Annotated in this window: 12 protein-coding genes; all 12 read left to right on the forward strand. The window is 45.9% G+C overall.

Annotation, left to right across the window (positions count from 1 at the left end; genetic code table 11):
* The first annotated feature begins 4 nt into the window (after positions 1–4).
* The 12 genes from B3Q63_RS10630 (at position 5) to B3Q63_RS10685 (ending at position 13,454) form a co-directional block, all read left to right on the forward strand.
* On the forward strand, positions 5–1,240 hold the full coding sequence (locus B3Q63_RS10630) for an NADH:ubiquinone reductase (Na(+)-transporting) subunit B (protein WP_296176460.1): 1,236 nt from the start codon (positions 5–7) through the stop codon (positions 1,238–1,240).
* A complete protein-coding gene (locus B3Q63_RS10635; protein ID WP_296176461.1) occupies positions 1,221–2,153 on the forward strand; it encodes a Na(+)-translocating NADH-quinone reductase subunit C in 933 nt (310 codons plus the stop codon). Before B3Q63_RS10630 ends, B3Q63_RS10635 begins: the two co-directional genes overlap by 20 nt.
* A 1-nt stretch (position 2,154) precedes the next feature.
* Complete coding sequence (locus B3Q63_RS10640; RefSeq protein ID WP_201563913.1) at positions 2,155–2,826, forward strand: NADH:ubiquinone reductase (Na(+)-transporting) subunit D; 672 nt, start codon at positions 2,155–2,157, stop codon at positions 2,824–2,826.
* Positions 2,826–3,434 (forward strand): NADH:ubiquinone reductase (Na(+)-transporting) subunit E, encoded by a 609-nt coding sequence (gene nqrE, locus B3Q63_RS10645; protein ID WP_011281361.1) that lies wholly within the window; start codon positions 2,826–2,828, stop codon positions 3,432–3,434. The genes B3Q63_RS10640 and nqrE overlap by 1 nt, the downstream gene beginning before the upstream one ends.
* A gap of 123 nt (positions 3,435–3,557) precedes the next feature.
* Positions 3,558–4,793 carry an NADH:ubiquinone reductase (Na(+)-transporting) subunit F gene (gene nqrF, locus B3Q63_RS10650; protein WP_201625644.1) on the forward strand — a complete coding sequence of 412 codons (1,236 nt, stop codon included), beginning with the start codon at positions 3,558–3,560 and terminating at the stop codon, positions 4,791–4,793.
* Between the two features lie 140 nt (positions 4,794–4,933).
* On the forward strand, positions 4,934–5,734 hold the full coding sequence (locus B3Q63_RS10655; protein ID WP_296176466.1) for an SDR family NAD(P)-dependent oxidoreductase: 801 nt from the start codon (positions 4,934–4,936) through the stop codon (positions 5,732–5,734).
* Between the two features lie 180 nt (positions 5,735–5,914).
* Entirely contained in the window at positions 5,915–7,045 is a 1,131-nt protein-coding gene (locus B3Q63_RS10660; RefSeq protein WP_296176469.1) for an FAD:protein FMN transferase, read from the forward strand.
* A 122-nt stretch (positions 7,046–7,167) separates the two neighbouring features.
* Complete coding sequence (gene nqrM / locus B3Q63_RS10665) at positions 7,168–7,413, forward strand: (Na+)-NQR maturation NqrM (protein ID WP_201563905.1); 246 nt, start codon at positions 7,168–7,170, stop codon at positions 7,411–7,413.
* Between the two features lie 420 nt (positions 7,414–7,833).
* The gene (locus B3Q63_RS10670) at positions 7,834–9,159 is read left to right on the forward strand and encodes a CynX/NimT family MFS transporter (protein WP_414706345.1); all 1,326 of its coding nucleotides are present in this window, start codon (positions 7,834–7,836) and stop codon (positions 9,157–9,159) included.
* 112 nt (positions 9,160–9,271) lie between these two features.
* The gene (locus B3Q63_RS10675; protein WP_296176478.1) at positions 9,272–10,087 is read left to right on the forward strand and encodes an arylesterase; all 816 of its coding nucleotides are present in this window, start codon (positions 9,272–9,274) and stop codon (positions 10,085–10,087) included.
* On the forward strand, positions 10,084–10,767 hold the full coding sequence (locus B3Q63_RS10680; RefSeq protein WP_271133653.1) for an ABC transporter ATP-binding protein: 684 nt from the start codon (positions 10,084–10,086) through the stop codon (positions 10,765–10,767). Before B3Q63_RS10675 ends, B3Q63_RS10680 begins: the two co-directional genes overlap by 4 nt.
* A 74-nt stretch (positions 10,768–10,841) precedes the next feature.
* Positions 10,842–13,454 carry an ABC transporter permease gene (locus tag B3Q63_RS10685; protein ID WP_414706351.1) on the forward strand — a complete coding sequence of 871 codons (2,613 nt, stop codon included), beginning with the start codon at positions 10,842–10,844 and terminating at the stop codon, positions 13,452–13,454.
* Positions 13,455–13,552: the final 98 nt, after the last annotated feature.

Below are 13,552 nucleotides of genomic sequence, written 5' to 3' on the forward strand. Positions count from 1 at the left end.
CACGATGAAATTTTTACACAATATGTTCGATCGTATGGAGCCGTCTTTCACCAAGGGTGGCAAACACGAAAAATACTATGCCATCTTTGAGATGTTTGATACGTTTTTACGTCAACCAGGCTCAACGACATACGCATCATCACACGTACGCGACGGTATTGACCTTAAGCGTATTATGATTACCGTTTGGTTATGTACTTTCCCTGCGATGTTTTGGGGTATGTACAATATCGGTCATCAAGCATTAACGGCGATTGCAACGCTAGGCTTGCAGCCTGAAGGCTGGCGCACGGTTATCACTAGTATGGCAGGCTATAATCCAGACAGTATCTGGGCAAGCTTTGTCTACGGGGCGATGCAATTCTTACCGATTTATCTGGTCACCTTTGGGGTCGGTATTCTCTGTGAGATTATCTTTGCCGTCGTCCGTGGTCATGAAGTTAACGAAGGTTTCTTTGTAACTTCTGTCCTATTTGCGCTCTGTCTACCACCAGATATTCCTTTATGGCAAGTTGCCTTAGGTATTATCTTTGGTGTGGTCGTGGCAAAAGAAGTCTTTGGCGGTACGGGTAAAAACTTCCTTAACCCTGCCCTATCGGGTCGTGCTTTCTTATACTTTGCCTATCCAGCTTATATGTCTGGCGACTCAGTATGGACCGCGGTTGATGGTTTTTCGGGTGCAACACCACTTGGTTTGGCTGCACTTGGCGTCGTCCCACAAGACTTCGTTGATGTCTATGGCAATGCCATTACGTGGACTGATGCCTTCTTAGGTAATATGCAAGGCAGTATCGGTGAAGTATCAACACTGGCTATCTTAATGGGTGCAGTCGTTCTACTTTGGACGCGCATTGCCTCATGGCGCATCATGGCAGGTTGTGTGGTTGGTCTAATTGCCACATCGCTAGTCTTTAACATGATTGGCTCTGAAGACAATATGATGATGAGCCTGCCGTTTTATTGGCATTTAGTCATCGGCGGTTTTGCCTTTGGTGCGGTGTTTATGGCAACCGACCCTGTATCAGCTGCGCACACCAATAAAGGCCGCTGGGCTTATGGTATCTTGATTGGTTTTATGACCGTATTGATTCGCGTCGTCAACCCAGCCTTTCCAGAAGGCATCATGCTTGCCATTTTATTCGCCAACTTATTTGCGCCACTATTTGACTATTTTGTGACGCAAGCAAATATCAAGCGCCAAACAGCACGGAGGGTTCGCTATGTCCAAGCCCAAAAGTAATAATGCAAAAACCATCAGTGTGGCGTTGACGCTATGCTTGGTGTGTTCTGTATTGGTCTCAGCCGCTGCTGTTGGTTTAAAACCAGCGCAAGTTGAAAACGCGCGCTTAGACCGTAACAAAAACATCTTAGTTGCAGCCGGTATGTTTGACCCGGCGTCAGATACCAATGAAGATGTGGCTGAGCGTTTTAAAGATTTTGAGGTAAAAATCGTTGACCTAAGTAAAGGTAACTACCTCGATGACGACGCGCTAAAAGCCGCTGGTATTCCTGATCGTAACGCTTACGATGCCAGTCAAGCGACCAAGAACAAAGCCTTAAGTGAAGACTTGGGCAGCAACGACCCTGCCGGTATCGGTCGTGTTCCTAAATACGCCAAGGTCTATGTTAAAAGTGATGACGCTGGAAAGGCTGAAATGGTGGTCCTGCCGATTCAAGGTTATGGACTATGGGGTACGATTTATGGTTTCTTAACGCTTGAAAGTGACATGAATACCATTAAAGGTATCAGTTTCTATGAGCATAAAGAAACCCCAGGTCTAGGCGCTCGTATCGAGGAGCCTGAGTGGCGCGCCATGTGGAGCGGCATTCACTCTTATGACGAAAACGGTGCAGTTGCTACTGGTGTGACCAAAGCCGGTAATCCAAAAGATAACTGGGTTGATGGTATCAGTGGTGCAACCTTAACCGGTCGCGGCGTAAGTAACATGATTCAGTTTTGGCTCGGTGAGCAAGGCTATAAGCCGTACTTAGACCAGCTGCGTGAAGAAAGCGGTAAGACACTGGCGGGTGCAGAAGTCAAAGCCAGTCAAAGCCCATATAAAAAGCTGGGTCAGAACTTACATCAACAGCAGACGCATCCCGTAACCGAACTGGTCGCAGTAGTACCAGCAGCACACGGCAAGGAGGCATAACATGGCTGATACAAAAGGTATTTTAACCTCGCCTATTTTTGATAATAACCCTATTGCGCTACAAATCTTAGGTATTTGTTCGGCATTGGCAGTTACTACGAGTGTGGCGAATGCGTTGGTAATGAGTGTGGCGTTGACCTTGGTCACGGCATTTTCGAGCTTCTTTATCTCTATTATCCGTAAGCAAATCCCATCAAGCATTCGTATTATCGTGCAGATGACGATTATTGCGTCATTGGTTATTGTGGTTGACCAAATCTTAAAAGCGGTCGCTTATGATGTCAGTAAAGGTCTGTCGGTATTCGTTGGTTTGATTATCACCAACTGTATCGTAATGGGCCGTGCTGAAGCATTTGCGATGAGCAATCCGCCAGTACCAAGCTTTTTAGATGGTATTGGTAACGGTCTTGGTTACTCGGCAGTATTGCTATTTGTCGCCAGTATTCGTGAGATTTTGGGCGCAGGCAGCTGGTTTGGCATGACTATTTTGCAAACCGCAACCGATGGTGGCTGGTACGTACCAAACGGTCTATTGCTATTGCCACCGTCAGCGTTCTTTATTATCGCCCTGTTTATCGTGATTATCCGTATTTGGAAACCAGAACAGGTCGAAGAAGCTGAATTTGTAATGAAGCCGCAATCTAAAGGCATGGCACAAGGAGGCGGTCACTAATGGGACATTATGTCAGTTTATTTATAACCTCGGTCTTTATCGAGAATATGGCGCTGGCCTACTTTTTAGGCATGTGTACCTTTTTAGCGGTATCAAAAAAGGTTTCAACCGCTATCGGTCTTGGGGTAGCCGTCGTCGTCGTCATGGCGATTACTGTACCGCTAAACAATCTGCTGTTCCAGTTCATCCTAAAAGATGGTGCGCTGGCATGGGCAGGTTTCCCTGATATCGATTTAAGCTTTTTAGGCCTACTCAGTTATATCGGTTTGATTGCTGCCACGGTACAGATTCTAGAGATGTTCTTGGATAAGTTCGTTCCAAGTCTGTATAACGCCCTAGGGGTATTCTTACCCCTGATTACCGTCAACTGTGCCATCTTAGGTGGCGTACTGTTTATGGTTGAGCGTGATTATAATTTTGGCGAATCAGTCGTCTATGGCGTCGGCGCAGGCTTCGGTTGGGCATTGGCAATTACCGCCTTGGCGGGTATCCGTGAAAAGCTAAAATACTCAGACATTCCAGCACCGCTGCGTGGTCTTGGTATTACCTTTATCACGGTTGGTCTGATGTCACTTGGCTTTATGTCTTTCGGCGGTATGTCAATTTAAACCGCTACGCTTAAAAGCCTATTTAGCGATTTGACCTATTTAATTCATTTATTCGGTAGGGGTTTAGGAAACACGCAATGACGTCTTTTCGCACCCCTACTCCATAGATTAAGGATACCTACCATGGATTACGCTACGGCGATTGGTGGCGTTGCTATGTTTACCTTGATCATCATGGGACTCGTTGCCATTATTTTGGCGGCGCGCTCAAGACTGGTCAGTTCAGGCGATGTTACTATCCATATTAATGATAATCCCGATAATGACGTCGTGACACCCGCAGGCGGCAAGCTGCTACAAACACTGGCGAGCGAAGGTATTTTCTTATCTTCAGCCTGTGGTGGTGGTGGTACGTGTGCGCAGTGTCGTTGCCGCGTTATTGAAGGGGGCGGATCTATCCTGCCCACCGAAGAAGGGTACTTTACCCAAGGTGAAATCCGTAACCACATGCGTCTTGCCTGTCAGGTTGCGGTAAAGCAAGACATGAAAATCGAGATTGACCCTGAATTCTTTGATGTACAAAAGTGGGAATGTGAAGTTATCTCTAATGATAACGTTGCCACCTTTATTAAAGAGTTGGTGCTTAAAATTCCAGATGGCGAAGAAGTTAACTTCCGTGCCGGTGGTTATGTACAGTTAGAGGCGCCACCGCATGAAGTGCATTATAAAGACTTTGTAATTGACGAAGAGTATCGCGAAGACTGGGAAAAATTTGGTATCTTCAACTATGTGTCAAAAGTTGATGAGCCGGTGATTCGTGCGTATTCGATGGCCAACTACCCTGAAGAAAAAGGCCTTATTAAGTTTAATATCCGTATCGCCAGTCCACCGCCACGTGGTCCTGACGGTATTCCACCTGGCAAAATGTCCTCTTGGGTATTTAGTCTCGTACCTGGCGATAAAGTGACAGTTTCGGGTCCTTATGGTGAATTCTTTGCCAAAAAGACTGACGCTGAAATGATTTTCGTCGGTGGTGGTGCGGGTATGGCACCGATGCGCTCGCACATCTTCGATCAGCTTAAACGCTTACATACCGACCGTAAGATTAGCTTTTGGTATGGTGCGCGCTCGATTCGTGAGATGTTCTACGTTGAAGATTATGATCAACTAGAAGAAGAGTTTGATAACTTTGAGTGGCATGTGGCCTTGTCTGACCCTCTCCCTGAAGACAATTGGGAAGGTCCAACCGGCTTTATCCATAACGTGCTGCTTGAAAACTATCTTAAAGACCATCCAAACCCAGAAGACTGTGAATACTACATGTGTGGGCCACCGATGATGAACGCTGCGGTAATCGACATGCTACACAGCTTGGGCGTGGAAGATGAAAACATCATGCTTGATGACTTTGGTGGCTAAGCGAGTTATTTAAATCGGTTGATAACACCTATTTATTCAACAAGTATCGTTAAGCTAAAAATATATGATAAATTAAGAGTCTCAATGGAGGCTCTTTTTTTATGCGCTAAATCAACCATTTTCAATCAGAAAGGATTCTTATGAAAACCAAAGTGAAAGATTTGACCATTTGGATTACCGGCGCGTCTAGCGGTATCGGCGAAGCATTATCAATTGCCTTTGCCAAACGTGGTGCCAGCATTATTTTAAGTGGCCGTGATAAAGATAAATTAGAGATCGTCAAAAATCGCTGCAAAAATAGCAAAAAACATATCGTCGTTCCCTTTGATATCGCCGATGCCAAGCAAGCAAAAGCTGCCTATGAAACGGTCAAGGCTAAAACTGAAAAAGTGGATTGGTTGATTAATAATGCGGGCATCAGTCAACGGGCGCTTATTATGGAAACGACAGAGGAAGTTGAGCGTAAGCTGATGGAGATAGATTATTTCGCGCAAACGCGGCTGACCAGACTGGTATTGCCCGATATGATTGCGCAAGGCGGCGGTAAAATTGTCATGGTATCGAGCGTGGCAGGTTTACTGGGTACCCAATATCGCGGCGCGTATGGTGCTGCCAAAGCCGCGATTCATATGTGGGCAAACAGCTTGCGTGCAGAATTGCACGACCAAGGTATCGAGGTGGCGACGATATTTCCAGGATTTATTCAAACCAATATTTCTATCAATGCTTTAACTGGTGATGGTAGTGCGCAAGGGACGATGGACGATGCCACCAATAAAGGTCTTACTGCGACCGCCTTTGCAAAGCAGGTCGTCAAAGCTCTGACTAAGGGTGAAGAATATATCATCGTTGCTGGCAATAAAGAAAAACTTGCCACTAGAGTCAATCGTTTATCGCCGCCAAAGCTATATAAACTTATTCGGGAGTCACAGGTTAAATAAAAACAGGCAGGTTCAATCGTATCTTCTCGAGTCGTAGTTATTCAAGTCGTACGTTAGTCGTAAATTGGCCTTATCGGTAACAAGGGGTGTAAAATAGGCGACGCTTAGCTTGCTTAGTTTATTACCTGCAAACTAACGTCCCCACTCACCCCTTCGCTTTATCAAGCTGTGATGACTTATATGACAAATTTAACCACCTTTCTTACTCCTAACAAACCCCTAAAATCCGCCTCTTTAACCATTATTGCTATCAGCTCTGTACTCATGCTTAGCGCCTGCCAGCAAAAGCCCGATTACGACAATCTTAGCGGCGAGACCATGGGCACCAGCTACCACATCAGTTATCAATTACCCAAAGGCGCTGATGAAGCTGCCATACAAGCAGCAATTGATAAGCGCTTGCAAGATATAAACGACAGCATGTCGACCTATCAAGCCGACTCTACTATTTCTAAATTTAACCAATTAGGCAAAGATACGCCGATTGCTATCGACGCCGATTTTAGCCATGTATTAAAAACCTCAAGGCGAGTTTATGAGCTGTCGGGCGGTGCTTTTGACCCAACGGTAATGCCTTTGATAGAAACGTGGGGCTTTGGCAGTACCATGACGGTTGAGCGCTTACAAAGTCCGCCAACGGCGCTTGAGATTGCGCAAGCGAAAGCCGTGGTCGATTTTGACAGTGTCATTCAAAAAGATGACAGCATTTATAAAACCAAAGACGGCGTCGAGCTTGATTTTTCGGCGGTCGCTAAAGGTTATGGCGTTGACGTCATTGCCGATGTACTCCGAGATGACTATCAGATTCGCAATTACATGGTTGAAATTGGCGGCGAAGTGGCGACCTCTGGGGTCAGCGCTCAGCAGCAACCGTGGCAAATCGCCATTGATGCACCCATCGAAGGCAGCACCGTAAGCGCACGCCAAACCATGGCAGTGATTCGCCAACCTATTAATAATGGCTCTACTATGTCGCTAGCAACCTCTGGCAACTATCGCAATTCCGTCGTTTTTGATGGTAAGCATTACAGCCATACCATTGACCCGACAACGGGTGAGCCCATTGTTGGTGGCGCGCCATCAGTGACTGTGGCAGCAGAAACAGTCGCACTGGCGGATGCTTGGGCAACTGCTTTGACCGCGATGCCTTATGAGAAAGCCCTTGCCACTGCCAAAGAGCACAATATCGCCGCCTTATTTGTTATCTTGGCTGATAATGTAAATCTCGGTGCAGCGGCCGACAGTATCGATGATTGGCAAGTAGTAGAAACCCCCGCGATGAAAGCCTTACGTGCCGACAAAAAGTCCTAATATCAAGAGCATGGGCTTTACTATGCCTGCTAAGCACAAACGGAGCAGGCAAAATTTTGCTATACTATAAGCAAGTTATCGACTAGATGACTGTCCTATATTTTAAACGAGAGGTTCCCTCTATGCTTAACCAATTGCTCCCCATGCTTGCTATCACCTTTACCGTCTTCATGCTGTTTTTTATCTTCATGGGCATCGGTTATATGGTCAAGAAAAAGCCGCTTAGAGGTTCTTGCGGCGGTGTGGCAAAATTGATGGGCGACGAGCATTGCTCATTTTGTGGTAACGATCCCAATAAATGCGATTCACTGGTCGACCAACAGCAAGAAACCGCCCTTAAAGCTGCCCAACTAGGTAAGTCTGTATAAACGCCTTATTTGTTACTATATGCTGGTAGTATTTGCCTAACCTCTGTTCCTATAATAGCGTCTAGTCCTTTGCAATTTAACGTTGCAAGCTAACAGTGACTGGCGCTATTTTTTTGTGCGCTTAGCGCTTAGCGCTTAGTATCTGTATAGAATACTTTTTATAAGCCAATTTCTATCATAAGCGCTTGATAAGCAAAATCGACTTATAAGCAAAAACTAAAAATCACTACTCATATACTAAGCTTGCCCTGCTAAATTAAATGAGTAGCAAGTTTATATGACGGGCTTTCTGCTAGTGTTTTTATATCCTAAACTCGTACATTCTAATATATTGTCTTAGCCTTAATTAGCGTCTTAATTGCCGTCTTAGTGACGTACTCCGGTGTTATTTTATAAGCGATGGTGCGCCAGCGCTTTTTAATGACGTGTCCTTTTTCTTATGCTGATAGTCGTGCTGCTATGTCTACCTCTCCTAATTTGCAAACTGATTTGCCGTCCCAGTCTCCCACGTCTCAGTCGGGTGCGCCGTCAAACTTTAAGCTACCCTCTTCGCGCTTTACGTTTTGGCTGGTGCTATGTGCCATGATTTTATTGGCGACCAATATGCGCTCGCCGATTGTGGCGCTGGGTTCTATTGCGCCGGTGGTTCAAGGGGCGCTTAATATCTCCGAAACCCAAATTGGCTGGCTTGGCGCGGTGCCGATGCTAACCTTTGCGCTTGGGGCGTTTATTTCGCCAGCGATTGGGAAGCGTTTTGGCCTTGAAAACACCTTGATTGCGATGATTGCCCTCTTAACGACGGGTATGATTATTCGCAGCGTTATTCCTACTTGGATTGGCTTTTTAGGCGGCACGTTATTGCTAACGTTAGCGATTGGTTTTGCCAATACCCTTGCCGCTCCTGTTATCAAGCAGCGCACACCGAATCATATTCCGTTGATTACGGGTCTGTTTAGTCTCACCATGACGGTGTCGGCAGGGATTGTCGCAGGTGTTGTTCTGCCATTATCTGAGCAAGTTGGCTGGCAATGGGCGCTTGGTGGTTGGTCGATTTTGGGCGTGTTTGCCTTAATGATTTGGGTGCTGTTACGACTGCGTTTGGGTTCATCAAACCATCAACCAATAGTACCGCTTGCTGAAGGGGTGCAAGCACCATCACCTATTTCTATGTGGCGTACACCTTTTGCTTGGCAAATTGCGGTATTTATGGGCTTACAGTCACTGCTTTTTTATACCGTTGCCAGTTTTTTACCCTCGATTTGGCTCAGTAAAGGGCTATCGGCGGTAAGCGCGGGGCAGATGAACTCAGTCTTCCAGTTTATGGCACCGGTAGCGATTTTAAGCTTAACCTGGCTGGTCAATCGCGGACGTCCTATTCAGGCGCTAGCGGTACTTGCTGCGGTCTTAAACGTGATTGGCATTTTAGGAGTCAGTTATTTATCAGCTGATTTGGCGTGGTTATGGTCGGCGCTGATGGGCATCGGTTGTTCAGCGATTTTTACCTTAAGTATGATGCTGTTTTCGATGCGGACTTATACGGCCAATCAATCAAGCGAGCTGTCGGGCATGGCGCAAGCAGTCGGTTATCTGATTGCGTTCTTTGGTCCTCTGAGTACCGGCTGGTTGCATGAAGCCACGGACAGCTGGGATTTGCCCTTATTAATCATGTTGGTTTTGATGGTGGTAAACGTGGGTTTTGCATGGATGGTCAGCCGTCCAGTGATGGTCGATGGTAAGAAGGTTTAATTTTTACCGTTAATGTCAACTGACAGGCGCGCAATACCGTTAACTGTCGCGCCATATTGCTCATAAGCTTAGTTTGCTACACTGGTTTGATTGTAAATAGGACAGCAAAATCATGATAAATATCTCTTCTTATTTGACTAAACCTTTAATAATAGCGGCGGCATTAAGCGTTACCCTTGTGGTTAGCGGCTGTCAAAAAGAGCCTGATAGCAATACAACTGATGATAGTACGCAAACTACCAGCACTCAAAGCACTAGCGCCCAAACTAATGAAACTCAGAAAATAACAGATGCAACTGAGCAACAGCAAGCGCCATTAACGATATTGGCATTGGGCGATTCATTAACCGAAGGATTGGGCGTCGATAATGATGCCAATTATCCCGCTCAGCTAGAAGCACGCTTACAAGAGCTTGGCTATAAAAATGTCAAAGTAGTCAATTCAGGCTTAAGTGGCGAAACCAGTACAGGTCTTGTCAATCGCCTAGATTGGGTATTGCAAACCAAACCTGATATTACGATTTTGACTGTTGGTGCCAATGACGCCATCCGCGGTATCGATGTGGCAACGGTCGAAGCCAATATTCGCACCGCTGTTAAACGCCTGCAGGATAATGGTAGCGAGGTTATATTAGGTGGCATGCAGATTTATGACAATCTTGGCTCGGACTATGTAGAGTCGTTTGCCGCGATATACCCAAGAGTGGCTAAAGATATGAATGTGACGCTGATTCCTTTCTTTTTAGAGGGTGTAGGCGGCGACCCTAAGCTAAACCAAGCCGATGCCATTCATCCAACCAAAGAAGGCTATACCATTATCGTCAATGATAATATTTTGCCAATCTTACAGCCTAAAATTGAAAAGTTAGAAGCTAATCACGCCAATACGGCAACGAAATCTAACGCGCCTACTGAGACTACCCAATGACCGCTACACCCAATAACAAAGCACTACTTACCGCCTCCAAGCTGAATAAAACCGTGCAAGTCGGTGAGCAAAAGCTATCTATCATCAAAGATGTAGATATATATGTTAATGCGGGCGAGTTTGTGGTCATTATGGGTAAATCTGGCTCGGGTAAATCCACCTTGTTAGGTCTATTAGCGGCGTTAGATTATCCGGATAGTGGCTCGGTTGAGTTAGCGGGACAAACCTTAAGTAGCCTTGATGAAGATGCGCTGGCAGTCATTCGTCAGCGTGATATGGGTTTTGTCTTTCAGTCGTTTCATCTATTACCGACATTGACGGTAGCAGAAAATATTGCCTTCCCGCTTGATATTGCCCGTCGTCCGAATAAAGCACGGGTAAATGAGCTGATTGCAGCGGTTGATTTGGGGCATAGGCGTGATAGCTTACCCAACCAATTATCCGGTGGTGAACAGCAGCGTACTGCCGTTGCGCGCGCCTTGGTTTCACAGCCAAAAATCGTCTTTGCCGATGAACCAACGGGTAACTTAGATGAGCAAAATGCCAATCAAGTCATGCAATTACTCTTAGATTTACGCCAGCAAGTTGGCTCAGCACTGGTTGTTGTGACCCATGATGCCGCGCTTGCGGAGATGGCAGATCGGGTTATTACTATGCACGACGGGCGGATTATTTCTTAATGAATAACTTAAAGAATAATAAGCAAACAGAGAACCATTCAGCCATCGATGCTACTGCTACGACTGATACCAACATGGCAAAAGAGTCAGATTATACTGGCGGTATCATGCGCCAGCTGTTTAGCAGTATTTTGAATTTGCCAATATTAGGTTTACAAGGATTGGGCGCGCAAGCCTTAAGTCGCAGTTGGTGGCAACGCTGGATTTATCCGCTATTATTTTTATTGACGCTAACGTTATCGCTTGCAACCTACTTGACCCTCGACTCCGTGCAGCAATCGGTTGATACCTATATCAATGATAATCAGCGCGCGCTCGTTGGCGGCGATTTGATATTAAACAGTAAGCAAGAGTGGCCAAGCGAAGTATTAACGCAGGTAGAGACGGTTACTGATACGCAAATAGTATATGACTATCAGTTTAGCGCGATGGTGGTGACCGATGAGCAAACCTTGCTTGCCAGCGTCAAAGCCGTCTCTCCGGCTTATCCCTTATACGGAGAAGCTGAGCTTGCTTCAGGGCAACCGTTATGGGAGCAATTAAGCGCTGATAATGTCGTTGTCGCGCCTGAAGTATTGAATAGCTTAACTGCAAGTGTCGGTGACCAAATCACCATTGGTGATGCTGAGTTCACTATTAGCGATGTGTTGACTAAGGAGCCTGACCGTCCGTTGACCGCCTTTGGTTTTGGCGGGCGTGTTTTGATGCATCAAGATGCGCTTGTAGCGACCAATTTATTGGGTCAGCGTAGCCGTATAAACTATCGTATTGAGCTGGCCGGTGAGCCAGAGTTAATGGTAGTACAGCGAGATAAGCTCACGCAAATACTAAGCAATTATCCTGATATTGAGCTGTCTGACGCAGAATCAGCAGATACCTCTGTCTCGCGTATCTCTGACAATGTCTTGATGTTTTTAAAGCTGCTCGTCATCGCCGTGCTGTTATTATCTGCGGTGGCGATGTATGGCGTCATTACGGCTTTTGTGACCAAGCAGCAGTCTAGTAATGCCATTCGCTTGGCATTAGGTGAGCCACTTAAGTCGCTGAAACGCAGCTATTATCAGCTGTTGATTGTTACCACTATCATCGCTTGTGTGGCAGCAATTGCTCTAAGTTTTGGCTTACTGAAAGTTGGTCAGCCGTATCTGATTGCTATCTTACCAGCTGATGTTGGTCTAGCCATCAATCCTATCAGCGCCATTAAAACCATTATTATCGCGCTAGTGCTAACGTTGCTTATCGCTCAGCGTGGTTTAAGCACCCTAAGTACGACCAAGCCTGCTACCTTACTTAATCAAGGTGCGAGCACAAACTCGCAAAACCTGCCTTGGTATCGACGTTTGCCGTTATTATGGTATGGACTGACGCTCATCGGGCTGTATGCGTTTTTTGCTTATGAAGTAGATTCTCTGATACTAGGTGCGCAGCTACTAATAGGACTTACCGGTTTCGTAGCAATATTTTTGCTCTTGGCGCGCGGATGGTTATGGCTGCTGACTAAGTTTGCCAAGCATTCTAATATCAGCTGGATGCAGCGTATTGCTATCCATAACCTTGCCCGTAAAGGCAATCAGTCGGCATTATTCTTTGTCACTTTATCGCTGTCAGTGGCGGTCTTAACCCTGATTACCACGCTCAATCATAGTATCAATACCCAGTTTATTAATGCGTATCCTGAAGATGCGCCCAATTTATTTTTGCTCGATATTCAAAGTGACCAGCATGATGCGATTAATAACATCATTGCTGCACCTGTCAGCTATTATCCTGTCATTCGTGCCCGCGTCGTCACGGCTAATAATGTACCCGTACAAGATATCGAACCTACGGACGGCTTTGATGACCCGATGCGGGTTTTTAATTTAAGCTATACCGATACAGTGATGGACACTGAGTTTATTACTGATTCACTAGTAAAAAACGAGCTTTATGCCCCTATTGATACTGTAGATAGTGACTCAGCGCAAACCGTTGCGCCATTATCGATTTTGGATACGGCAGCCAGTTTGCTAAACGTTGGCATGGGTGATCAGGTGCGCTTTAATATCCAAGGGATTGAGGTTGTCGGGCAAATCACCAGTATCCGCTCGCGCTATGAAAAAGGACCCGGCACCTATTTTTACTTTTTATTTGAGCCAGCGGTTTTATCTGCTGCTCCGCAAATCCAATTTGCTACCGCTCATGTCGCAGCAGAGGATATTCCAAAACTCCAAGGTCAGCTAGTACGCGAGTTTCCTGCGGTAACGACCATCGACGGCACGGCAATTGCGCAGCAAGTCCAAGAGTTGGTCGTACAAATGAGTCGTTTGGTTTACGTCTTTACTTTACTGGCATTGCTGACGGGTATTATGGTTTTGATTAGCTCGCTACTCTCCACCTCACAAGATCGCATGGCGGATAGTGCTTCATTTAGGCTGCTCGGTATGCAAAAGCGCGACCTATATATGCTCAATATCTTAGAGCTTGGCATACTTGGCATTAGTGCCGCCTTATTTGCGGTTATTATCGCCAACATCGGAGCATGGGCTGCTATTACCCAATGGTTTAATCTGCGCTTTAGTGTGCCGTGGGCAAGTTTAGGTATTGGCGGTGTGGCGTTAGTTGGTTTGCTGTTTGCTATTGCCATTATTTATGTGCGATTGGTGATTGGGCGTGGGATTATGGCGCGGGTAAGAGCGATGATATAACGGTCGATATTGTCAATATCAGCCAGTATTCATATTCAAGCTCGTTTAAAACTGACTATTTGCTATACTAATGCCCATCTCAGCATTCAGATATAGCC

It is taken from the genome of Psychrobacter sp. UBA2769, from assembly GCF_002352555.1.
Classification (GTDB): Bacteria; Pseudomonadota; Gammaproteobacteria; order Pseudomonadales; family Moraxellaceae; genus Psychrobacter; species Psychrobacter maritimus.

Coding starts and splice junctions, on each gene's coding strand:
- B3Q63_RS10685 (WP_414706351.1), top strand. CDS start 10,842: ATGGCAAAAGAGTCAGATTATACTGGCGGTATCATGCGCCAGCTGTTT.
- B3Q63_RS10655 (WP_296176466.1), top strand. CDS start 4,934: ATGAAAACCAAAGTGAAAGATTTGACCATTTGGATTACCGGCGCGTCT.
- B3Q63_RS10630 (WP_296176460.1), top strand. CDS start 5: ATGAAATTTTTACACAATATGTTCGATCGTATGGAGCCGTCTTTCACC.
- nqrE (WP_011281361.1), top strand. CDS start 2,826: ATGGGACATTATGTCAGTTTATTTATAACCTCGGTCTTTATCGAGAAT.
- B3Q63_RS10640 (WP_201563913.1), top strand. CDS start 2,155: ATGGCTGATACAAAAGGTATTTTAACCTCGCCTATTTTTGATAATAAC.
- B3Q63_RS10670 (WP_414706345.1), top strand. CDS start 7,834: ATGACGTGTCCTTTTTCTTATGCTGATAGTCGTGCTGCTATGTCTACC.
- B3Q63_RS10635 (WP_296176461.1), top strand. CDS start 1,221: ATGTCCAAGCCCAAAAGTAATAATGCAAAAACCATCAGTGTGGCGTTG.
- nqrM (WP_201563905.1), top strand. CDS start 7,168: ATGCTTAACCAATTGCTCCCCATGCTTGCTATCACCTTTACCGTCTTC.
- nqrF (WP_201625644.1), top strand. CDS start 3,558: ATGGATTACGCTACGGCGATTGGTGGCGTTGCTATGTTTACCTTGATC.
- B3Q63_RS10680 (WP_271133653.1), top strand. CDS start 10,084: ATGACCGCTACACCCAATAACAAAGCACTACTTACCGCCTCCAAGCTG.
- B3Q63_RS10675 (WP_296176478.1), top strand. CDS start 9,272: ATGATAAATATCTCTTCTTATTTGACTAAACCTTTAATAATAGCGGCG.
- B3Q63_RS10660 (WP_296176469.1), top strand. CDS start 5,915: ATGACAAATTTAACCACCTTTCTTACTCCTAACAAACCCCTAAAATCC.